At 61.6% G+C, this 21,153-nt stretch carries 21 protein-coding genes and 1 pseudogene; 19 read left to right on the top strand and 3 right to left on the bottom strand.

All coding sequences use genetic code 11. The annotated features are described in order from the left end of the window. Positions 1 to 17: 17 nt before the first annotated feature. Genes CVV65_RS16070 through CVV65_RS16060 form a run of 3 tightly spaced genes read right to left on the bottom strand, consistent with a single transcriptional unit; the run spans position 18 to position 4,431 of the window. A complete protein-coding gene (locus tag CVV65_RS16070) occupies positions 18 to 2,144 on the bottom strand; it encodes a hydantoinase/oxoprolinase family protein (protein ID WP_100668998.1) in 2,127 nt (708 codons plus the stop codon). Further along, positions 2,141 to 2,497, bottom strand: coding sequence for an acetone carboxylase subunit gamma (locus CVV65_RS16065; protein WP_100668997.1), 357 nt, complete (start codon positions 2,495 to 2,497; stop codon positions 2,141 to 2,143). The genes CVV65_RS16070 and CVV65_RS16065 overlap by 4 nt, the downstream gene beginning before the upstream one ends. Then, positions 2,494 to 4,431, bottom strand: a complete 1,938-nt coding sequence (locus CVV65_RS16060) for a hydantoinase/oxoprolinase family protein (protein WP_100668996.1) — start codon at positions 4,429 to 4,431, stop codon at positions 2,494 to 2,496. The genes CVV65_RS16065 and CVV65_RS16060 overlap by 4 nt, the downstream gene beginning before the upstream one ends. 333 nt (positions 4,432 to 4,764) lie before the next feature. Between CVV65_RS16060 and CVV65_RS16055 the strand changes: the two genes are divergently transcribed. From CVV65_RS16055 to CVV65_RS15965, 19 genes and pseudogenes are all read left to right on the top strand, one after another. Then, positions 4,765 to 6,720: a sigma-54-dependent Fis family transcriptional regulator gene (locus CVV65_RS16055; protein ID WP_100668995.1), complete on the top strand. Its 1,956-nt coding sequence runs from the start codon at positions 4,765 to 4,767 to the stop codon at positions 6,718 to 6,720. A 274-nt stretch (positions 6,721 to 6,994) separates the two neighbouring features. Continuing rightward, the gene (locus CVV65_RS16050; protein ID WP_100669596.1) at positions 6,995 to 7,627 is read left to right on the top strand and encodes a low molecular weight protein arginine phosphatase; all 633 of its coding nucleotides are present in this window, start codon (positions 6,995 to 6,997) and stop codon (positions 7,625 to 7,627) included. 153 nt (positions 7,628 to 7,780) lie between these two features. Then, positions 7,781 to 8,854, top strand: a complete 1,074-nt coding sequence (locus tag CVV65_RS16045) for a YeeE/YedE family protein (protein WP_100669594.1) — start codon at positions 7,781 to 7,783, stop codon at positions 8,852 to 8,854. A gap of 33 nt (positions 8,855 to 8,887) precedes the next feature. Next, positions 8,888 to 9,109: pseudogene (locus CVV65_RS16040) on the top strand (sulfurtransferase TusA family protein); the annotation flags it as partial. 235 nt (positions 9,110 to 9,344) lie between these two features. Continuing rightward, complete coding sequence (rpiB, locus tag CVV65_RS16035) at positions 9,345 to 9,833, top strand: ribose 5-phosphate isomerase B (protein ID WP_100668994.1); 489 nt, start codon at positions 9,345 to 9,347, stop codon at positions 9,831 to 9,833. Beyond that, positions 9,818 to 10,405 carry a TIGR01440 family protein gene (locus CVV65_RS16030; protein ID WP_100668993.1) on the top strand — a complete coding sequence of 196 codons (588 nt, stop codon included), beginning with the start codon at positions 9,818 to 9,820 and terminating at the stop codon, positions 10,403 to 10,405. The genes rpiB and CVV65_RS16030 overlap by 16 nt, the downstream gene beginning before the upstream one ends. 22 nt (positions 10,406 to 10,427) lie before the next feature. Further along, a complete protein-coding gene (locus CVV65_RS16025) occupies positions 10,428 to 11,678 on the top strand; it encodes a serine hydroxymethyltransferase (RefSeq protein WP_100668992.1) in 1,251 nt (416 codons plus the stop codon). Positions 11,679 to 11,692: 14 nt separating this feature from the next. Then, positions 11,693 to 12,322 carry a uracil phosphoribosyltransferase gene (gene upp, locus CVV65_RS16020; protein ID WP_100668991.1) on the top strand — a complete coding sequence of 210 codons (630 nt, stop codon included), beginning with the start codon at positions 11,693 to 11,695 and terminating at the stop codon, positions 12,320 to 12,322. 101 nt (positions 12,323 to 12,423) lie between these two features. After that, on the top strand, positions 12,424 to 13,608 hold the full coding sequence (locus CVV65_RS16015; RefSeq protein ID WP_100669592.1) for an acetyl-CoA C-acetyltransferase: 1,185 nt from the start codon (positions 12,424 to 12,426) through the stop codon (positions 13,606 to 13,608). 337 nt (positions 13,609 to 13,945) lie between these two features. Beyond that, positions 13,946 to 14,236 (top strand): AtpZ/AtpI family protein, encoded by a 291-nt coding sequence (locus CVV65_RS16010; protein ID WP_100668990.1) that lies wholly within the window; start codon positions 13,946 to 13,948, stop codon positions 14,234 to 14,236. A gap of 1 nt (position 14,237) precedes the next feature. Beyond that, positions 14,238 to 14,621: a hypothetical protein gene (locus CVV65_RS16005; protein ID WP_133121341.1), complete on the top strand. Its 384-nt coding sequence runs from the start codon at positions 14,238 to 14,240 to the stop codon at positions 14,619 to 14,621. Between the two features lie 39 nt (positions 14,622 to 14,660). Continuing rightward, positions 14,661 to 15,413, top strand: coding sequence for a F0F1 ATP synthase subunit A (atpB, locus tag CVV65_RS16000; RefSeq protein WP_100668988.1), 753 nt, complete (start codon positions 14,661 to 14,663; stop codon positions 15,411 to 15,413). Positions 15,414 to 15,465: 52 nt separating this feature from the next. Next, positions 15,466 to 15,687: a F0F1 ATP synthase subunit C gene (atpE, locus tag CVV65_RS15995; RefSeq protein WP_013077125.1), complete on the top strand. Its 222-nt coding sequence runs from the start codon at positions 15,466 to 15,468 to the stop codon at positions 15,685 to 15,687. A 71-nt stretch (positions 15,688 to 15,758) separates the two neighbouring features. Continuing rightward, positions 15,759 to 16,244: a F0F1 ATP synthase subunit B gene (gene atpF, locus CVV65_RS15990; protein ID WP_013077124.1), complete on the top strand. Its 486-nt coding sequence runs from the start codon at positions 15,759 to 15,761 to the stop codon at positions 16,242 to 16,244. Continuing rightward, positions 16,241 to 16,789, top strand: a complete 549-nt coding sequence (locus CVV65_RS15985; RefSeq protein ID WP_100668987.1) for a F0F1 ATP synthase subunit delta — start codon at positions 16,241 to 16,243, stop codon at positions 16,787 to 16,789. Before atpF ends, CVV65_RS15985 begins: the two co-directional genes overlap by 4 nt. Positions 16,790 to 16,807: 18 nt before the next feature. Then, positions 16,808 to 18,316 carry a F0F1 ATP synthase subunit alpha gene (gene atpA / locus CVV65_RS15980; RefSeq protein WP_100668986.1) on the top strand — a complete coding sequence of 503 codons (1,509 nt, stop codon included), beginning with the start codon at positions 16,808 to 16,810 and terminating at the stop codon, positions 18,314 to 18,316. Between the two features lie 14 nt (positions 18,317 to 18,330). Then, positions 18,331 to 19,188 carry an ATP synthase F1 subunit gamma gene (gene atpG, locus CVV65_RS15975; protein WP_100668985.1) on the top strand — a complete coding sequence of 286 codons (858 nt, stop codon included), beginning with the start codon at positions 18,331 to 18,333 and terminating at the stop codon, positions 19,186 to 19,188. A 42-nt stretch (positions 19,189 to 19,230) separates the two neighbouring features. Further along, a complete protein-coding gene (gene atpD, locus CVV65_RS15970; RefSeq protein ID WP_041306494.1) occupies positions 19,231 to 20,643 on the top strand; it encodes a F0F1 ATP synthase subunit beta in 1,413 nt (470 codons plus the stop codon). Positions 20,644 to 20,646: 3 nt separating this feature from the next. Beyond that, on the top strand, positions 20,647 to 21,066 hold the full coding sequence (locus CVV65_RS15965; RefSeq protein ID WP_100668984.1) for a F0F1 ATP synthase subunit epsilon: 420 nt from the start codon (positions 20,647 to 20,649) through the stop codon (positions 21,064 to 21,066). Positions 21,067 to 21,153 lie beyond the last annotated feature (87 nt).

The raw sequence follows: 21,153 nt of genomic DNA, 5'->3' as shown, positions 1-21,153 counted from the left end.
TTGTCTCGGATTCTTCCTCACGCCCGCAGGATCCACGCCGAACCCTGCGCTCCCATCACCAACCGCCAGCCCGTCTCCACCAGATATGTAGTCCGCGGAGACTCGACGAGGGCGGGACCCTCTACGATCGAACCGGGGGACAATTGCCCGACGTCGTACACCGCCGTCTGCACCATCCCGTCCAACCCCGTGAAATGACAGGGACGGACCTTGACCGGCTCGACGGCGACACGGCCGGACGCCCCACCGGGTTTTCGGAAGGGGATGGTCTCGAGTTCCACATAGGCTATGACGCGGATGGTGTTAATCCGAATGCCGGCTTCCGGCGACTGGCTGCCTTCTCCGAACCGTTCGCCGTAATTCTTGCTGAAAGCGGCGATGAGGTTCATCACGTCCCGGACGTTGTTCAGGCGCGTGGTGGGGCAGACCACCGAGGTCTCGGTCCGCTGATTGCCGTACCGCATATCCAGCTCCAGGCGGAAGCGGATATCCTCTTCATTCATCCCCTGGCGCAGCAGATCTTCCCTCCCGGCGTCTTCCAACTCCGCCACCAATGCGTTGAATCGGTCGTATTGGTCGAACAGCTTCCGCGTGTTGGAGTCGTAGATGTGGATGAACACATTCCGCTCGTGAATGTGCAACTGGTTCATCAGTCCGGCCCCAACGGCGGAGAAAATCGAACTGAACGGCGGAACCAGAATTTTGTCGATACCGAGCACCCCGGCGATGCCGCAAGCATGCAGAGGCCCGTTCCCCCCGTAGGCCAACAAAGTAAAATCCTTTGGGTCATACCCTTTGACCCCGAGCTCCTGAAACATGGCGTGGGCCATGTTTGTGTCCACTTTCTGTTTGATCTGTTTGGCCGCCTCGATCACGGAAATCCCCAGTTCCTCGCAAAGGTATTCCCGCACGGCGAACTCGGCCCGCCGCCGGTTGAGCTTCACGGTACCGCCGGCGTAGTGGTCCGGGTCCAGGTATCCCAACAAAAGATCGGCGTCGGTGACCGTGGGGTACATACCGCCGCGGTCGTAACAGGCAGGCCCCGGGTCGGAGCCGGCGCTTTCCGGCCCCACCTCAATCGAATTGAAAATCTGGTTGTACCGGGCGATCGATCCGCCTCCGGCCCCGATGATCTTGAGGTGGAGCATTGGCACGTTGACCAACCAACGGTCGATCACCGGATTGAACTCGTAGAATTTGATCCCCCCGCCGACCACCAGACCAATGTCGCAACTGGTTCCGCCGATGTCCATGGCGATCAGCTTCCCGGTGTCAAATTCCTCACTCAGCCTCTCCGCCACGTTGATGCCCGATGTGGGCCCGGAGTGGATCGTTTGTAAAGCGTGGGTGGAGTTGAGCTGGGCCATCCCGCCGGTGTTATGGACCACCAGCATCGGCTTGGTGTATCCGTACTCTTTCAGCGTCATCTCAAGAGCGCTCAGGGCATGGTACATCTGATCGTGCAGATAGGCGTCGAGGATGGCCGACGTGGCCCGGCCGTATTCCCCTTTACGCCCAACCACCCGGTGGGACAGGATCACAGGGATGGCTCCGAGCATGTGCGACGGATATTCCTCGAGCAAAATCTCTTCCACCCGTTTCTCGTGAACCGGATTGACCACGGAATTGACCAGCGCCACGACAAACGCTTGGGCGCCCCGGTCCACTAGGCGCCGGATCTGGAGCCGCAGATGTTCCTCGTCCAGGGGCATGAGCACCTGCCCTTTATAATCCACCCGCTCCCGCACCCCGGCGATCATGGTGGGGGGCACGAGGGGATCCGGTCTCCGGGCCGCCGGAAGGTCCTGCTGTTCCTTGGGCGTCAGCCCCTCCCCATACCCCCGGCCCCGGCTCAGGGGCACGGAACTTTCGTACCCGGCGGTGGTCAGGAGCCCCACCTTCGGCCCCTTGCGCTCCAGCAAGGCGTTGGTGCCGAGGGTCGTGGCGTAGCGGACCGAATCGACCTGGGACAGCACCGTCCGGACGTCCAGCCCCAGCTCGTCGCAAGCCCGGTCCAGAGCTTCCATGAATCCCAGGGCCAGATTGTGATGGGTGGTGAGGGCCTTGGCCTCCACTTGCTTTGCGTCCCATACGAGAAAACAGTCCGTAAAGGTTCCGCCGATGTCGACACTGATGCGCTTCATACTCGCGACTCCTTTCCGCCGTTCAGCCACCGGGCTTTTAACGCGTCGATATCGAACTGCATGTCGTAGACGGGGGGGTGCCCCGGCGGCAAGTATTCAACCTCAACCATCGTCCCGCACCCCGGACAGTAATACTCCACGATCCGCACCCAATCGGGGTCTGGGGCAAAGCTATACGCGTACCGGTCGGGATCCAGGATCGGGCGGTGGATCTCCCGCGGATCCCGGGCATACACCAAGAGTCCCTCTTTATAATTGGACCGGGCGGGAGCGAGGATCTGCCCGCATTTGCGGCAGCACCACGTCTCCTCCTTCAGGTCGATCGCCAGATATTCCGTCATCGCCACCTTCATCGTTGACTCCCCCTTTCGTAGCGCATAAACAGATCTCTGTTCTCGTTGACGCGAAAATTCCAACCCTCCGCTACCCGGCAGGTGAACAGTTTGTCCTCAATCAGCGCGGGCCCATGGCCCGAAGCCCCCGGTTCCAGGTCCTCGAATCGGTACACCGGCACCTCCAGCACCTGTCCCGACGGCTGCAAGATCGACTGATGCCGGGAGGCCTCCGGCTTGTATTCCCCTAGATCCCCGCTCGGTTGGAAGGTGAAATGGCGAATCGGTTTGACGACCTTCAGGTGCAAACGCCCCGGCTTGTCACGCCGATCGGGGCGGGAGGCGATCTCCTCAAGCGGGACCACTTCATACCCGTCGTCTCCTCCATATCGCGCGTCCATCTCCAGCCGGCATTCGTCGAGGTCGAACCCTTCCGCGAACATGTCGCGCCTAGCCCGCTCCCGTAACTCCGAGACCTTCTCTTCTAGGCCCGCGGCGTCCCGACTCCGCAACACCGTCTCGTATTCGTGGGCGATGTCGCTGAAACTGATGCCGAAAGCACTAAACACCGCCGCCAGACGCGGGACGATGACGGTCCGGATGCCGACCGCCTCCGCAACGCCACAGGCACTCATCGGGCCGGCGCCTCCAAATGCGAGAAGGGTGGTCTCGGCAGGATTCTCTACGTATTGCGACAAACCCTCTGCAATTTTCGCGATATAGGCTCTCTCCATAGCGAGGAGGGCCTCCTCCAGTCCCAAGCCGAGCGGAGCGGCGATCTTTTCTTCCACGGCGCGCCGGGCGCGGCTGTTGTCAAGGACCATGTTGCCGCCGAAATACGAATGGGCGTCAAGGATGCCCATCAAAAGGTAGGCGTCGGTGATCGTCGCCTCCTGTCCGCCCCGCGCGAAACACGCCGGTCCCGGGGCGGCCCCCACACTGTCCGGACCGACCCGGATCCGCCCTCCCTCCGCGCGGAACACCGAGCTCCCACCCGCCCCCACGCTGATCAGATCGCTCAGGGGGAAGGAGGTGCGGATGCCCTCGATCTCACCTCGGACCATCTCTTTGACTCCGCCGTCCCGGACCAGGCCGATGTCGGTAGTGGTGCCGCCAATGTCCATGGTCAGGAGTACCGGCAACCGGTAATGACGTGCTAGTGCCCGTGCCCCTTCCATGCCGCCCCGGGGTCCCGAACCGTAGGTCTTGATGGCCGTGGTTTTGGCAACCCGGGCGGAATTTCCGTCATTGTGAAAAATCAACAGCGGGTTTTTTATTCGGTGATTCCTGAGAAAATTTTCGGCATTATATAAGAACCTCTCCATCACCGGGTGGAGGAACGAATTGATCAGCGCGCTCCAGGTTCGCGTCCGGTCGTCTTCGTCATCGGCCAATTCGTGAGAAAAGAGGACCGGAACAGCTCCGAGCAGGTGACGCGGATACTTCTCCAGGACAATCCGTTTGATTCTTCGTTCTTCAACGTCGCGCGTCGGACCGTCCATGCTCACCACGAGCCGGTTCGCCCCTTGGGACAACAGTCGGTTGACAGCCCGGACCACGGAACGTTCTAGGACCGGTTCCTCTTGCGCCGGATCAACGCCGGCGACCCGCTCGCCGACCATCACCTCGAGCATATCTCTTTCGGTCTGCCTCTCGGCGAGAAACGCCGGATCCGCTCCTTCGCGCAGAATGAGGCCGAGCCGCGGCCCTTTTTTCTGTACGATGGCATTGGTGCCGGCGGTGGTTGAATAGCGGATGTAGTCCGTCTCCTTCAACAGCCGGGCAATGTCCTCGTTCCCATACAGGGCTGTGGACCCAGATTTCAGGACTTCAATGAAACACTTGGTTAGATCAAAAGGGGTAGTCAGGGTCTTAGCCCGGACCACCTCCGACTCACGGAGAATGCAAATATCCGTGAAAGTGCCGCCGTTGTCAATATTGATCAACAAACTCATCGTTCCATCTCCTTTCTGCGGCCCCGGGCGATCACCTAATCAATAAGCAAGAAGGATGCCAGGTCACGCAGACAGCCATTGGACCGATAACCCCCGTGATCAACACGGGAAACAACTCCGGCCGGTTGCCCCTAAGAGAAAACCCTCAACATGTGACAAGATGGACACATTGTGACAATGTGACAATGTGACGCCGATAAAAGGGGAGCCGCAAACCCATTGTGGCCAATTTTCAGAGGTGGTAGAATGATAGTGTTTTATCCGCGTTTGACGGAGAAAACCAGTCACAGCTTCGGGGGAAATAGCAATCGCCGTTAAGGAGGGAAAATCATTGTGGGTGACGCCTTGGTGGTCAAAAGATTCGACGAGTTCCATCAACTTGATCGAAAACTGCTGCAAGCGTGGGAACAGTTTATGTGCGGCGGTTTTCTGCCGGATCAACACCGCCCGGTGATCGCCTCTTCCTGGGAACGGTGTGCAAGCCTACAGGTCGATCCTTTAAAATATCTGGCCGACTTGATCCCCCAGGAAGATCTGTTACTGGAAAAAAAGGAGCAGAATTATCTTTTGTTGAGTACTGCTAAACCGTATATCGAAGAATTGTTTCGCTATTTTTGCGACGAGCCCTTTGCCATTGTTCTTTCCGACCCGGAGGGAGTGTTGATCGACGGTCGGTACAATCGGCGCGTGTTCGGCAAGTTGGAACGGCAACGTTTCCTCCCGGGTTCAAACTGGAGCGAACAATCAGCAGGAACCAACGCAGTGGGCACTGCGCTGGCTGAGGGACAACCGGTGCAGGTTTTCTCGGCGGAACATTTCTGTCAAGGATGGCACAACTGGGTGTGTTCCGCCTCGCCGATCCGAGACCCCTACACCCGCCAAATCATCGGGGTGCTCGACATGACCGGGGAAAAGGAACTGGTCCAGGCTCACGACCTGTATCTGATCACCAGCCAGGTTTATAAACTCGAACAGGCCCTGGTCTCCCACCTGCGGGAACAGAACCTCCTTTCCCTTCAGGCGCTGTTGGATGCCATGCACGATCCGTTCATCCTCTTCGATAACGATGGCCGGGTGATCCGCCTCAATGATCCTGCCAAATTTTTGTTGCGTATGGAACTGGGAAAACCCCTGTTCCCTGCTTTGGATCCGCCCGTGCATCCGGTCCTGGGCGAGTTATCCCAGAAGGGTATGGAGACAACCTACCGGCAGGAGAACGGCGTCCAATGGCGGGTTCGAATTCTCCCATACCGATTCGGGACCCGGATGATGGGGGGCATCGCTGTCTTTCACCGCCTGACGGCGGCCAGGCAAAGCCAGGCAACGGCGCTGACCCGCTATCGATTCGACCACCTGGTTACCGGCGACCCCAACATGTTGCAACTCATCGAACTTGCAAAAAAGTCAGCTTTCTATGAAAAGACGATTCTGATCACCGGGGAAACGGGAACGGGCAAAGAAGTGCTTGCCCAATCGATTCACGCGTATGGCCCCCGGCGCAATGGTCCCTTCGTGGCGGTGAACTGTGGCGCGATTCCAAAAGATTTGATCGCCAGCGAACTGTTCGGATATGAAGGAGGTGCTTTTACCGGAGCGAAATCGGAGGGGAAACAAGGAAAGTTTGTCGCCGCCGACGGGGGTACTATTTTTCTCGATGAGATCGGCGAACTTCCTCTCGATGTCCAGGCCTATCTGCTCCGGGTGCTGGAAGAGAGGGTCGTCGTACCGGTGGGCGGCACTCGAGCCATTCCCGTTGACGTGAGGGTCATCGCCGCCACCCACCGCAATTTGAAAGAAATGGTTAGAATGGGGAAATTTCGAGAGGACCTCTACTATCGCATTCATGTCATCACGCTGACGATCCCCCCTCTGCGGGAACGCCGGGGAGATATCCCCCTCCTTGTCCGGCATTTTATCAAGCAGTCGTCCGGCATGGGCGAAACGTGCATCGATGAGGAAGCGATGCAGGCCCTTTCGGCTTACCCCTGGCCTGGAAACATCCGCCAATTGAAAAACACCATCGAGCAGGCGCTGTTTCACGCCGATCACGGGCAGATCCGGTGGTGCGATTTACCTGCGGAAGTGCGGGGCCGCGGACCGATTCCCGCATCCGGCGGGAAGAGAGCCCTCCCTCGCCGGCGGCGATCCACCGCTCTGGACAGGCTCACTTTGGAGGAGGCTCTGCGCCGGACCCGGGGCAATATCAGCGAGACCGCACGGCTGCTGTCTGTCTCGCGGATGACGATTTATCGGAAAATCGAGGAGTTTAGAATTGATATTGAGAATTAAGACAAAGAAGCCGGGATGTCCCCAGTGCTGTCCACCCCCGCCCGGGCTTCCTAACTTCACTTCATGCCACCCTGGCGCCAGTCGTGTTCCGCTGGGCCGAAACCTCTGACACCCTCTTCACCCTGACCTCCCCGTTGTGCTGCGGTTCTCCGGATCGGTATACTAAGGGCAAATCTGTCCCGGGAGCTATTGAGGTCGGCGCTGGATGCGCATCGCCGGGCGGCGGAAATCCACGGGATGCGAATCGGGACACGAAGAGGACGGAGAGTTGAAGATGCGGATCTTGTTTGTCTGCACAGGCAACACCTGCCGAAGCCCCATGGCGGCCGCTCTGCTGCGCCGTCTGGCCAAGCAGCGGGGATATTCCCTCGAGGTCCGGTCGGCGGGCCTGGCGGCGGTCCCCGGGTTGCCGGCGTCGGAGCACGCCCGGGAGGCCCTCCGACGTCGCGGGGTGGAAGATGTGGAGGATCACCGCAGCCGAAGTGTGGCGCAAGAGGATGTGGAGTGGGCGGACGTGGTGCTGACCATGACTGAGGGGCATAAACGGATGATGCACGCCCGGTTTCCCTCGGCAGTCAGTAAAGTTTTCACTCTCAACGAATACGCCTGGCCCGGGGAGAACGCCAAGGACATCGCCGACCCCTTTGGAGGGGATGTGGAGGAATACACGCGCTGTCTGGAAGAAATCGAGAAGGCGCTCACGGCGCTCATGGATCGATTGACCCGGGAGACGGATGGCACCCAGGCAGAGCATCGAGACGGAGAGGCGGGTGGCAATACAGAGGACGCCGGGAATGGCGGGCCGCCGCGAAATGCCCGGGAGGATGCAGAGGACACCAAGGGCGGTCCTTCGGATGCACCGGGTGGGCAGTTTCCACCGACACCGCGGGCGGCTGACAACGATTGATCAATCACGACCCGTGTGAGAAGATGGCCTTCCTGGCCGGGGTGCTAGACACCCCGTTTTTTATTGCCCCAAAAATGTACTTGTCGCATTGGAATATAAGACATATAATAGGGCCCAAGGATTTTTACATTTTTCCGATTGGAGGGCTTTGAAATGATCTCGGTCATCGTCCTCGGCCTGCTCTGCGGGGTGCTGCTCGGATTTGTGCTCCAGCGGGGCCGATTTTGCTGGGTCAGCGCCTACAGGGACGTGTACGTTCTCGGGGACACCCGGCTGTTTGTCGCCACCATGGTGGCCATTGCCGTGCAAAGCATTGGCGTATACGCGTTGGCCGCTCTGGGAGCCATCCGGATTGACCCGGTTCCCTTCACGTGGGTGGGGGCCATCGTGGGCGGTTTCATCTTCGGCATCGGTATCGTGATGGCCGGGGGCTGCGCCACGGGTACGTGGTACCGGGTGGGAGAGGGACTGATCGGCAGTTGGATCGCCCTGTTTGGCTACATGCTCGGTGCGGCGGTGATGAAATACGGCGCCCTGAAGCCGGTGTATGGCCGCCTCACGGCGGCGAAAGGGCCGGATTCTTTCGTTTATCAAAGTCTTGGCGTCTCCCCATGGGTGCTCATCGCCGCCTTCGCCCTGGTGACGGCCTGGGCGGTGCGATGGCATTTGCGCCGGGAAGGCGGGCCCATTCCGGGGCTACCGGCAAAAAGGCGCGGTCTCAATCATCTATTGTTCGAGCGGCGTTGGCACCCCTTCGTCACGGGCATCCTGGTGGGGCTGATCGCCATTCTGGCCTGGCCCCTCAGTGAAGCCACCGGGCGGATCTACGGCCTCGGCATCACCACGCCGTCGGCGAATCTCCTTCGCTATTTGGTCACTGGCGATCTAAAGTCCTTAGATTGGGGCGTATTCTTGGTCCTCGGGATCGCCTTGGGCTCGTTTCTCGCGGCAAAAGGCAGCGGGGAGTTTCGCTGGCGGGTCCCTCCGGCGAAAACGGCTATCATCAACCTCGTCGGCGGTCTCCTCATGGGGTTTGGGGCAGGGCTGGCCGGGGGATGCAGTATCGGGAATGGCCTGGTGAACACCTCTCTCTGGTCTTGGGAAGGATGGGTGGCCACGCCGGCCATGATCCTTGGCACCTGGTTCGCTGCGTATTTTGCCGTGGTGCGTCCCATGCGGGCGGCGGGCGCCCCGAGCCGGGGTGCGGCCCTTCGTCAGGGCGCGTGATCGGGCCCGGAACGACATAGGGAGGTGAGGAAAATGACCCATCATTTACAAGTTCTCGGCTATGTTTGTCCCTTTCCGGTGGTGGAGGCCGAAAAGGCCATGGCAAACCTGGCTCCCGGCGATGAACTGGTGATCGACTTCGACTGCACCCAGGCCACCGAAAGTCTCCCCCGTTGGGCCATGCAGCACGGCCATCGGGTGACGGCGTTCGAGCAAACCGGAGACGCCCAGTGGCGCATCCGAATCCAAAAGCGAGCTGAGGGTTGTGTTGATACTCCTTCCCGCCCTCCCGGCCCGGCCTCGTCGCCCCCGGGAGGGCAAATTTTTTCGCGCGGAAATGAGCCCGTTGGCCGCGGGGCTGTGCGCCCTTGGCTGCGCGACGCTGCACCCTTGGCCGGCCAAGATCGAAGAACGGCCTTACCCCACGAGGTTCCGGTTGCCCTTTTTTCCTGCCAAAGGATAGAATAAAGGGGGAAATGGAGGGAGAGCCGTGAACGTGGCCATCGCCGCCGACCACGGCGGTTTCGCGCTGAAAGAGCATTTGAAAACCGTACTGGAAGACTTGGGGATCCCCTACACGGATTTCGGCTGCCACAGCGAGGCGTCGGTGGACTACCCGGACTTTGCCGTGCCCGTGGCGGAGGCCGTGGCGAGGGGGGAGTACACCCGGGGGGTGTTGATCTGCGGCACGGGTCTTGGCATGGCCATCACCGCCAACAAAATCCCCGGAATCCGGGCGGTGACGGTACACGATACCTTTTCTGCCAAGGCCACTCGCCTTCACAACGACAGCAATGTGCTGACTATGGGCGGGCGCGTGATCGGGCCCGGGTTGGCCGGGGAGGTCCTGCGGGTGTGGCTGGAGACGCCTTTTGAGGGCGGCCGTCATCAACGGCGGTTGGACAAGATCGCCGCTGTCGAGGAGCACCGGCCTGAGCTCCGGGCGGAGGCGGGGGATCCGGCGTGTCCGAACTGTTAAAGGAGCCCGTGCCCGAGGATTTGATTCGTAAAGTGTATGACCAGACCCTGGCCGCCGTGGAGGAGTTGGCCCAGGTATCGGGGCTCAACGACGGGACGCTCCTGGTGGTCGGGGCGAGCAGCAGTGAGATCGCCGGGCGGCGCATCGGAACGGCTGGGTCCCTGGAGATCGGTCGGGCGGTGGCCCGGGCCCTGCGGGAGATTCGTCAGCGTTTCGGGGTGTCCATCGCCGTCCAGGGGTGCGAGCACATCAACCGCGCCCTGGTGGTGGAACGGGAAACGGCGGAGCGCTTCGGGCTGGAGGAGGTGCGGGTGGTCCCGGTCCCCGAGGCGGGGGGAGCCGTGGCTTCGGCAGCCTTTCGCCTCTGGAAAGATCCGGTGTGCGTTGAGGCGGTGCGGGCCCACGCCGGCATTGACATCGGCGACACGCTGATCGGCATGCACCTGCGCCCGGTGGCGGTCCCGGTTCGCCTCAAAACGGACCGGGTGGGAGCGGCCCGGGTGGTGGCGGCCAAAACCCGTCCAAAGTATGTGGGAGGTCCCCGAGCCAGGTACAGCCTGGACGAAGGGTGAGCCAGGAAGGAGAGACGCGTTTGTGAGCCATTTGCGACTGATCGACCCGGAAGTGGCCGAGGCGATCGAAAAAGAACTGAATCGCCAGCGAAACAAGATCGAACTCATCGCCTCGGAGAATTTTGTCAGCCGAGCCGTGCTGGAAGCGATGGGCACGGTACTTACCAATAAATACGCCGAGGGGTACCCGGGCAAACGCTATTACGGCGGATGCGAGTACGTGGACATCGTGGAGAACCTCGCCCGGGAACGGGCGAAAGAATTGTTTGGGGCGGAACATGCCAACGTCCAGCCCCATTCCGGCGCCCAGGCCAATACGGCCGTGTATTTTGCCCTTCTTCAGCCGGGCGACACGGTGCTCGGAATGAACCTCTCCCACGGCGGACACCTGACCCACGGCAGTCCGGTGAACATCTCCGGGAAACTGTATCATTTTGTCCCTTACGGCGTGGACGAGCACACCCAGCAGATCGATTACGAACACGTCGCCCGCCTGGCCCGGGAGCACCGGCCGAAGATGATCGTCGCCGGGGCCAGCGCCTATCCGCGGATCATCGATTTTCCGAAACTCCGGGAGATTGCCGACGAGGTCGGGGCGTATCTGATGGTGGATATGGCTCACATTGCGGGACTCGTGGCCACAGGGCACCATCCCAATCCCGTCCCTTACGCCGACGTGGTGACCAGCACCACCCATAAGACGCTTCGGGGGCCCCGGGGCGGACTCATCCTGTGCAAGGAGCGCTTCGCCAAAGACATCGATAAAGCCATTTTCCCCGGTATCCAGGGCGGGCCCCTTATGCACATCATCGCCGCCAAGGCGGTGGCCTTCGGAGAGGCGCTCCGGCCGGAGTTCCGGGACTACAGCCAGGCGGTGGTGGACAACGCCCAGGCTTTGGCAAAGGCGCTGATCGATCGCGGGTTTAACCTGGTGTCCGGCGGGACCGACAATCATATGATGCTGGTGGATGTCCGGAATTTGCGCCTCACGGGCCGGGAGGCGGAACGGCTGCTGGACGAGGTCGGGGTGACGGTGAACAAAAACACCATCCCCTTTGATCCGGAAAGCCCCTTTGTGACCAGCGGAATTCGGATCGGGACCCCGGCGGTGACCACCCGGGGCATGGGGACGGCCGCGATGGAGACGATCGCGGAAATCATCGATCTGACCCTGCGCCACCAGGATGAACAGCCGGCCATCAACCGGGCGATGTCCCTGGTTCGGGGGCTTTGCGAGGAGTTTCCGCTCTACCAAAGCGTGGAAGCGCACTGAGCGAGGGGACGGCCGTGGGGCGAGTTCACGTTTTGGACCATCCATTGATTCAACATAAGTTGACGCTGATTCGCGATAAAAACACCGGGACGAAGGAGTTTCGGGAGCTCCTGGAGGAAGTGGCCATGCTCATGGCCTACGAAATCACCCGGGATCTACCCTTGGAGGAGACGGTGGTGGAAACCCCTCTGGGCCCGGCCAGGGCCCAGGTCCTCTCCGGGCGGAAACTGGGCGTGGTGCCCATACTGCGGGCGGGGCTGGGCATGGTGGAAGGCGTTCTGAAACTGATCCCCGCCGCCAAGGTCGGCCATATCGGCCTTTACCGCGACCCGGACACTCTTCAACCCGTGGAATATTATTGCAAATTGCCCACCGACGTCACGGAGCGGGAGCTCATCGTCATCGATCCGATGCTCGCCACCGGCGGCTCGGCCTCGGCCGCGATCCGGTTCATCAAGGAGAGGGGCGCCCGGCACATCAAGTTGATGTGTCTCATCGCCGCCCCCGAGGGCGTTCAGCGGGTCCAGTCGGATCATCCTGAAGTGGATCTGTACACCGCGGCAGTGGACGAACGTTTGAACGATCACGGCTACATCGTGCCGGGCCTTGGCGACGCCGGCGATCGGCTGTATGGCACAAAATGACCCGGCGTTTTGGAGGGCCATAAACCTCGGCCAAGGGGCTGGGCGGAGGCCGGCCAAGTGGACGGGTGGGGCTTCGGCTCGGGAAGGGAGAGGGAGAGATCATGGTGGACGTAGTGATTACTTCAGCAGTGCGCACCGCCGTCGGAACTTTTCAAGGGGCACTGTCCCGGGTGCCGGCGCCGGAACTGGGTGCGGCGGTACTCAAAGAGGCGGCGGCCCGGGGCGGGGTGGACCCCGAAAGGCTCGACGAAGTCATTATGGGCAACGTCCTTCAGGCCGGCCTGGGGCAAAACCCCGCCCGCCAAGCGGCGATGAAGGCGGGCATTCCCCAAGAAGTCCCATCCATGACTATCAACAAGGTCTGCGGCTCCGGACTTAAAGCGGTGATGCTCGCTGCCCAGGCGATCAGGGCCGGGGATGCCGAGATGCTTTTGGCCGGCGGCATGGAGAATATGAGCCGGGCGCCCTATCTCACCGAGGGGGCGCGAAGCGGTCTGCGCATGGGCCACGCCGAACTGGTGGATTCGATGATCAAAGACGGGCTCTGGTGCGCCTTCACCGACGTGCACATGGGGATCACGGCGGAGAATGTGGCGGAGCGCTACGGACTCACCCGGGAGGAGCAAGACGCCTTCGCTCTGCGCAGCCAGCAGCGGGCGGCGGCGGCCATTGCCGAGGGCCGCTTCAAGGACGAGATCGTCCCAGTGGAGATCCGGGGGCGGAAAGGGGAGGTCTCCGTTTTTGACACGGACGAACACCCCCGGCCGTCGACCACCGCGGAAGCCCTGGCGAAGCTCCGCCCGGCCTTCAAAAAGGACGGCACCGTCACGGCGGGCAACGCCTCGGGGCTCAACGACGGCGCGGCAGCCCTGGCGGTGATGAGCGCGGCCCGGGCAACGGAATCGGGCGCGAAACCCTTGGTCCGGGTCGTCTCCTATGCCTCGGCGGGCCTCGACCCTGCGGTGATGGGGCTGGGGCCGATTTATGCGACACGCAAAGCCCTGGACCGGGCAGGGCTTACCATGGCGGACATCGGACTGGTGGAGGCCAATGAAGCCTTTGCTGCTCAGTCCCTGGCCGTGGCCCGGGAGCTCAACATTCCGGATGAGATTCTCAATGTCAACGGCGGAGCCATCGCCTTGGGCCACCCCATCGGCGCCAGTGGAGCCCGGATCCTGGTCACCCTCATCCACGAAATGAAGCGCCGGGGCGTACGTTATGGTTTGGCCACGCTGTGTATCGGAGGAGGCCAAGGGGCGGCGATGATCGTGGAAAACGTCCGGTGACCGGAGTACTCCGACCAAGCCGATCTCCAGGCATTTCCGGAAATCTGAACAAATCGTGAGGATTTTCGGCCAAAGCCGCGGCACGTCCCGTTTCCGTACAGGTTTCGTTGACAACCGTACAGCGTTTTGTGTACTATGGGGCTGGGAATAGGGCGTTTCACGGTGGGATACACCTGTTGCGCAGCGTGAAACCACCAGCGGCCCTAGATCGCGTGAATTCGGCAGGGCCTGGGAGCCGGAACCGCCCGAATGGGCGGTTTTTTTCGGGCTGTATGCCACGGGCGGCGAACGCCTGCGGACTCACCCGCGGCCCGGGGCCCTCCTCGGAGGGATGGAGATGGCGCGGGGCCAAGGGGAATCCGGGGGTGACGACCCGAGGCCCGAAAGGGGGCGGGGGTCAGAGGAACGCCGGTCCTGGCGGGCTTTCGCCCTCGTTTCGGGGATTGGCGTGGAGCTCGCGGCCGCCGTTCTGGCCGGGGTATATCTCGGACGCTGGTTGGACCGTCTTTGGGGAACGTCGCCGTGGATGTTGCTCGTCGGGGTGCTCCTGGGGCTGGCCGCGGGGATCCTCGGTGTCGTGCATTTGGTGCAGACGGTGATGGGGGGCACCTCGCGGGATGGCCGGTGAGATGGGGGAATTCGAAACTCGGGTGCGGCGCGCCGTACGGAACACCCTGTACGCCACGGCGGCTTTTGTACTGCTCTGGGGCGCGGCGCCCGCGGCTTGGCGTCCGCTGGCCGCAGGACTTGCCGTAGGATCTTTCGTCGGCGTGTATTACCTGATCAGCGCCGCCCGACAAGCCCGGCAAGCCGGTGCGGTGGCGGTGGAGCACGCCAGGGTGCGCCCGGGATTCGCGGCGGTCTCCAGGATCGCCGCCGTCCTCTTGATGGTCCTTCTGCTCAGCCGGCACCCAGAGTGGGCCAATCCTTTGGCCGCTTTGGCGGCGGTCTGGATCGGTCCGGCCCTCGCCCTTGGGGACCACGTGCGTGCTCTGAGGCGCGACAAATCCTAATCTCAGGCTGGTTCGGCCCGAAAGGGGGGAAACGAAGCGGTGGAAGGTGCGCATCCGATTCTTGTGCTGTGGGGAATGAAGTTCAATCTCGCCACCATCGGGATGTCGCTCTTGATGATGATCATTGTGGCGGTGCTCGCCAGGATGGGGACAAGCCGGATGAGCATGCGCAGCCCGACGGGAATGCAGAATGTCCTGGAATGGTTGTACGGATTTGTCCGGGGCCTGGCCACAGACATGATGAGCGAAAAACAGGCCGACAAGTTCGTTCCTCTGGCGCTGACGCTCATTATCTACATTTTTATCTCCAACATGAGCGATATGCCGTTCAACATCACAACTGCACATCCCAACGGCATCCCCGGACTCGGGGTTGAACCCGGGCAGTCTGTCAATTGGTGGGTGGCGCCGACGGCGAACATGAGCGTGACCATGGCCATGTCCCTGATGGTCATTTTGCTCAGCCACTATCTGGGACTACGGCGTCCGGGTGCCTATTTCAAACATTATTTTGAACCGTTCTTCATCTTCCTCCCCATCAATATCTTGGAGGAAGTCGCGAAATTTCTGACGCTTGGTTTGCGGTTATACGGCAATATTTTCGCGGGGGAAGTGTTGATCTCCGTTTTGCTCGGAATCCCCATGGCCTTCGGTTGGTTGCCCATCGGAAACGTCCCGACGTTGATCATCTGGATCGCGTACAGTATCTTCGTCGGTACGATCCAATCCTTCGTTTTCACGGTGTTGACTCTGGTGTACATTTCACAAAAATTGCCTCACGAAGCTCATTGACCGGAGAGACGGTCGGTTCGTGGGGGGAGATTTCGAAGGGAGTGTCCACTGAATGAATTTGTTCGGTATCGCTGCAGCGATTGCGTTCGGGTTGGCGGCCGTGGGTGCCGGTATCGGCAACGGCCTCGTCATCAGCCGTACCATCGAAGGAATCGCCCGGCAGCCGGAAGCCCGGGGCATGCTGCAAACCCAGATGTTTATCGGCATCGGCTTGGTTGAGGCGTTGCCGGTCATCTCGCTGGTGATGGGCTTCCTGCTGTTCGGACGCAGCTGAGGAGCGGGCCGTCGGGCGGGGCAACGGGCCCTGCCTTCCTTTTGTCCGGTCGAAGGGAGTGAACCAAGCAGATGGAGTTTGAGCTCGGTACGGCCCTCGTTCAACTCATCGCCTTTTTGATCTTGTTGTGGTTCCTTTCCAAGTTTGCGTGGAAACCACTGGTCAAGATGTTGAACGATCGTCGGGAATATATCGAGAATCAACTGTCCTCCGCCGAACGCGAGCGGGAAGAGGCGGAGCGGGTTCTGGAGGAGCACCGGGCGCTGGTGGAAAAGGCCCGGCAGGACGCGCACGAGTGGATGGAGAACGCCCGGCGCACCAGTGAGCGCCAGGCGGCGGAGATCCTCGCTGCGGCCGAGACCGAGGCCAGGCGCATCAAGGAAGAAGCCTTGGCCGAGATCCAGAGCGAGAAGGAAAAAGCCCTGGCGGAACTCCGGGATCAGGTCGGCGAGCTGTCGGTGATGTTGGCCGGGCGCATCCTGGCCAAGGAACTGGATGCGAAGAGCCACCGGGAACTGGTGGACCGGGCCCTAGCGGAGATGGGGGATCGGGTATGAGGGACGGCACCGTCGCAAAACGCTATGCCATCGCCCTTTTTGAGGCCGCCCGGGACAAATCGGACGTGCAGACCATCGAGAAGGAATTGGGCTCGGTGCTCGAGGTGTGGAAGACGGAGCCGAAACTGGTGGAGTTCCTCCACCATCCCAGCGTGTCCAGAGATGTGAAAAAACGCACCATAGCCCGGGTGTTCGGGGATCGGGTCTCCGGGCTCATGTTGAATTTTCTCTACGTCTTGCTCGATCATCGGCGACAGGATGACTTGCCGCAGATAGTGGGAGAGTACCGCGGGCGGGTGGACGAGGCCCTGGGGCGAATCCATGCGGAGGTCGAGACTGCCCTCCCGGTTTCCGAGGAGGAGGCGCAGAAACTCAGGAGCCGATTGGCGCAAAAGACCGGCAAAGACGTCTCGATGCGGCTGGAGGTCAACCCGGCCCTCATTGGCGGAGCGCGGCTTAGGGTCGGCGATCGGGTGTGGGACGCGAGTATTCTGGGACGTCTTGAGCGGTTCCGTGGACAGCTCAAGCAGATCCAAGCCCGGTGAATAGGGGGGATTGCGCGGATGAGCATTCGTCCGGAAGAGATCAGCGCGCTCATCAAGCAACAGATTGAAAACTACGATGCCGAACTCGAAGTGTACGACGTCGGCACCGTGATCTACGTCGGCGACGGGATCGCCCGGATTCACGGACTGGCCAACGCCATGGCCGGAGAGCTCCTGGAGTTTCCAAACGGCCAGATGGGCATGGCTCTCAACCTCGAAGAGGACAATGTCGGTTGTATCGTCCTCGGAACGGTGGAGGGGATTAAAGAGGGGGACCAGGTAAAACGCACCGGCCGCATTGTTGAGGTGCCCGTCGGGGAGGCCCTGATCGGCCGGGTCGTCAACCCCCTGGGACAGCCCCTGGACGGCCGGGGTCCGGTCGAAACCAAGGAGTTTCGGCCCGTGGAATCCCCGGCACCGGGGGTTATCGACCGCAAATCGGTGCACGAGCCTCTCCAGACGGGGATCAAAGCCATTGACGCCATGGTGCCCATCGGGCGGGGCCAGCGGGAGCTGATCATCGGCGACCGCCAGACCGGGAAAACGGCCATCGCCATCGACACCATCATCAATCAAAAAGGGCAGAATGTCGTCTGCATCTACGTGGCCATCGGCCAGAAGCAGTCCACCGTCGCCCAGGTCGTGGAGACCCTGCGCAAGCACGGGGCCATGGAGTACACCATCGTGGTCGTAGCTTCGGCCTCTGATCCGGCGCCGCTGCTGTATTTGGCGCCCTATGCCGGCTGCGCCATGGGTGAATACTTCATGTACAACGGCGGCCACGCCCTTTGCGTGTACGACGACCTGTCGAAGCAGGCCGCGGCCTACCGGGAATTGTCTCTGCTCCTACGCCGGCCGCCGGGCCGTGAAGCGTATCCCGGTGACGTCTTCTATCTGCATTCCCGGCTTCTGGAGCGGGCGGCGAAACTGAGCGACGAGCGGGGCGGCGGTTCTTTGACGGCGCTGCCGTTCATTGAAACCCAGGCTGGCGACGTGTCGGCCTACATCCCGACGAACGTCATCTCCATCACCGACGGTCAAATCTTCCTGGAGTCCGACCTGTTCTACGCCGGGCAAAGGCCGGCGGTCAACTCCGGAATTTCGGTCTCCCGGGTAGGCGGCAGCGCCCAGATCAAGGCCATGAAAAAAGTGGCCGGGACCCTGCGCTTGGATTTGGCAGAATATCGGGACCTGCAGGCCTTTACCCAGTTCGGTTCGGATTTGGACAAGGCCACTCTGGCCCGGCTGACCCGGGGCGAGCGGACCATGGAGATTCTGAAACAGCCGCAGTACCAGCCCATGCCTGTTGAACGCCAGGTGGTGAGCCTGTGGACGGCGGTCAACGGATACCTGGACGACATTCCGGTGACGGCGGTGCGGCGGTTTGAGACGGAGTTTCTGAGCTTTGTCGACTCCACCTACCCGCAGATTTATAAATCGATCCTTGAGAGCCGGGATCTGACTGAGGAAACGGTCAACCTGCTCAAAGAGGCGGTCACCAAATTCAAAGAGTCCTTCGCGGCTTAGGCGGGTGACGGAAGATGGCGCAGAATGCGCGGGATATCCGCAGGCGGATTCGCAGCGTGAAAAGTACGGAACAAATCACCAAGGCGATGGAGATGGTGGCGGCGGCCAAACTCCGCCGGGCCCAGGAACGTGTGCACCTCGCCCGCCCCTACGCCCGCAAGATGGAGGAGGTCATCGGCAGCATCGCCAAGGCGGGGGATGTGCGCCACCCCATGATGGTTAAGCGCCCGGTGCGCAAATCCGGGTACGTGGTCATCACCGCAGACCGGGGGTTGGCGGGTGCGTACAACGCCAACATCATCCGCGTCACCCTGGAAGCCATCCGGGGGAAAGCCAAGAACGAGTATACGATTATCGCCGTTGGCCGCCGGGGCCGGGACTTTTTCAAGAAACGGGATTTTCCCGTGGCCGAAGAGATCACCGGCCTCTCCGATTACCCCACTTATGCGGACATCAAGAGGGTGGCCGGGGCGGCGGTCAAGATGTACGAGGAAGAGGTCTACGACGAACTGTTCCTGGTGTACAACCAGTTTATCAATCCGGTGCAGCAGACCCCCGTGGTCAAAAAAATCCTTCCTCTCGAGGACGTCGGCGGGGAGGCCGAAGGGCACCGGCTCCATTATGAATACGAGCCTTCCGCGGAGGCGGTGCTGGAAACCTTACTGCCCAAGTACGCAGAAACACTGATCTTCAGCGCACTGCTCGATGCGAAAGCCAGCGAACACGGGGCGCGGATGACCGCCATGGGCAACGCGTCGGACAACGCCGCCGAAATGATCGACACGCTGACCCTGGCCCTGAACAGGGCGCGGCAAGCGGCGATCACTCTGCAGATCTCCGAGATCGTCGGCGGCGCCGAAGCTCTGAAGTAGGCGGATGTGCCCGGGATGACCGGATTGGAGGGAAAAATGCACATGAACGTTGGACATGTGGTCCAGGTGATGGGACCGGTTGTCGACGTGGCGTTCCCCGAGGGGCAACTGCCGGAGTTGAACAACGCCCTCACCATTCGTTATGAAGCGAAGAATCCCGGCGAGCGGGACATCGATTTGACCTGTGAAGTGGCCGTTCACCTCGGGGATAATGTGGTGCGGACGGTCGCCATGTCCTCTACCGACGGATTGGTTCGGGGAATGGAGGTCGTGGATACCGGACGGCCCATCGCGGTGCCGGTTGGGGAGGCGACCCTGGGGCGGATTTTCAACGTCCTGGGCCAGCCCATTGACGAGCAGGGGCCCGTCGCGACGGAATTGACCCATCCGATTCACCGGCCGGCCCCGAGTTTCGAGGAACAATCCACCAAGGTGGAGATCTTCGAGACGGGCATCAAAGTGGTGGATTTGCTCGCTCCGTACATCAAGGGCGGGAAGGTCGGCCTGTTCGGGGGCGCCGGGGTCGGCAAGACGGTGCTCATTCAGGAGCTGATCCACAACATCGCGAAACAGCACGGCGGCTTTTCGGTGTTTGCGGGGGTCGGCGAGCGCACCCGGGAAGGAAACGACCTGTATCACGAGATGCGGGAGTCCGGGGTTATCGACAAGACCGTCATGGTGTTCGGCCAGATGAACGAACCCCCCGGCGCCCGCATGCGGGTGGGCCTTACAGGCCTGACCTTTGCGGAGTATTTCCGGGACGTTGAGGGCCGGGACGTGCTGCTGTTTATCGACAACATTTTCCGATTCGTGCAGGCCGGATCCGAGGTGTCGGCCCTGCTTGGGCGGATGCCCAGCGCCGTGGGATACCAGCCCACCCTGGCCACGGAGATGGGGCAATTGCAGGAGCGCATCACCTCGACGAAAAAAGGATCGATCACCTCGATCCAGGCGATCTACGTGCCGGCGGACGACTACACCGACCCGGCGCCGGCGACGACCTTCGCCCACCTCGATGCCACCACAAACCTGGAGCGGAAGATCTCCGAGCTCGGCATCTACCCGGCGGTGGATCCCTTGGCTTCGACCTCCCGGGCCCTGTCTCCGGATGTGGTGGGCCAGGAGCACTACGATGTGGCCCGGGGCGTGCAACAGGTGTTGCAGCGCTATCGGGAACTGCAAGATATTATCGCCATCCTCGGTATGGACGAGTTGACGGACGAGGATAAGCTCACCGTGGCCCGGGCCCGGAAGATCCAAAACTTCCTGTCCCAGCCCTTCCACGTGGCCGAACAGTTCACCGGCACCCCCGGGGTGTATGTTCCGGTGAAGGAGACGGTGCGCAGCTTCAAGGAGATTCTCGAAGGTCGCCACGACGAGATCCCGGAAAGCCTCTTCCGCTACGCGGGCACCATCGACGATGTGGTGGAGCGGTTCAAAAAGGAGCGGGGCTGATCGATGAGCACCACGATTCTGGACATCGTGACGCCGGAGCGGACCGTGTACAGCCGGCCCGTGGAGATGGTGATCCTCCGGGGAGCCGAGGGCGATCTGGGCATTCTCCCCGGACACATGCCGCTTGTCACCACTCTGCCCATCGGCCTCGTGCGGATCAAGGAAGAGGGGCGGTGGTCGCTGGTGGCGCTCAGCGGCGGGTTTCTCGAAGTTCGGCCGGACCGGGTGACGGTGCTGGCCGAGGCGGCGGAGCTGCCCGAGGAGATCGACGTGGTCCGGGCCGAGCGCGCCCGGGAGCGGGCCGAGCGGCGTTTGGCGGAGAAAGGGCGCCCCGACATCGACTACGTCCGGGCGGAATTGGCTCTCAAACGGGCGTTGAATCGGCTGCGGGCTGCGGAGGAAGCGAAAGTTTCCCTGCGCTGAGCCAGGCCAACCGCCGGCTGCAAGAGCATACCGCGCACGGGAAGGCCCGGAGGGGGTCTTCCCGCTCTTTTTGCCCCCCTATCAGGG

Origin of the sequence: Kyrpidia spormannii, assembly GCF_002804065.1 — a bacterium.
Taxonomy (GTDB): Bacteria; Bacillota; Bacilli; order Kyrpidiales; family Kyrpidiaceae; genus Kyrpidia; species Kyrpidia spormannii.
This window is presented reverse-complemented; position numbering and strand designations above follow the sequence as displayed.

What these genes read in the sequence shown, in the direction of transcription:
- CVV65_RS16070 (WP_100668998.1), bottom strand. Translation starts at nt 2,144, where the DNA reads ATGAAGCGCATCAGTGTCGACATCGGCGGAACCTTTACGGACTGTTTT.
- CVV65_RS16065 (WP_100668997.1), bottom strand. Translation starts at nt 2,497, where the DNA reads ATGAAGGTGGCGATGACGGAATATCTGGCGATCGACCTGAAGGAGGAG.
- CVV65_RS16060 (WP_100668996.1), bottom strand. Translation starts at nt 4,431, where the DNA reads ATGAGTTTGTTGATCAATATTGACAACGGCGGCACTTTCACGGATATT.
- CVV65_RS16050 (WP_100669596.1), top strand. Translation starts at nt 6,995, where the DNA reads ATGCGGATCTTGTTTGTCTGCACAGGCAACACCTGCCGAAGCCCCATG.
- CVV65_RS16045 (WP_100669594.1), top strand. Translation starts at nt 7,781, where the DNA reads ATGATCTCGGTCATCGTCCTCGGCCTGCTCTGCGGGGTGCTGCTCGGA.
- CVV65_RS16015 (WP_100669592.1), top strand. Translation starts at nt 12,424, where the DNA reads ATGGTGGACGTAGTGATTACTTCAGCAGTGCGCACCGCCGTCGGAACT.
- CVV65_RS16010 (WP_100668990.1), top strand. Translation starts at nt 13,946, where the DNA reads ATGGCGCGGGGCCAAGGGGAATCCGGGGGTGACGACCCGAGGCCCGAA.
- CVV65_RS16005 (WP_133121341.1), top strand. Translation starts at nt 14,238, where the DNA reads ATGGGGGAATTCGAAACTCGGGTGCGGCGCGCCGTACGGAACACCCTG.
- atpE (WP_013077125.1), top strand. Translation starts at nt 15,466, where the DNA reads ATGAATTTGTTCGGTATCGCTGCAGCGATTGCGTTCGGGTTGGCGGCC.
- atpF (WP_013077124.1), top strand. Translation starts at nt 15,759, where the DNA reads ATGGAGTTTGAGCTCGGTACGGCCCTCGTTCAACTCATCGCCTTTTTG.
- CVV65_RS15985 (WP_100668987.1), top strand. Translation starts at nt 16,241, where the DNA reads ATGAGGGACGGCACCGTCGCAAAACGCTATGCCATCGCCCTTTTTGAG.
- atpA (WP_100668986.1), top strand. Translation starts at nt 16,808, where the DNA reads ATGAGCATTCGTCCGGAAGAGATCAGCGCGCTCATCAAGCAACAGATT.
- atpG (WP_100668985.1), top strand. Translation starts at nt 18,331, where the DNA reads ATGGCGCAGAATGCGCGGGATATCCGCAGGCGGATTCGCAGCGTGAAA.
- atpD (WP_041306494.1), top strand. Translation starts at nt 19,231, where the DNA reads ATGAACGTTGGACATGTGGTCCAGGTGATGGGACCGGTTGTCGACGTG.
- CVV65_RS15965 (WP_100668984.1), top strand. Translation starts at nt 20,647, where the DNA reads ATGAGCACCACGATTCTGGACATCGTGACGCCGGAGCGGACCGTGTAC.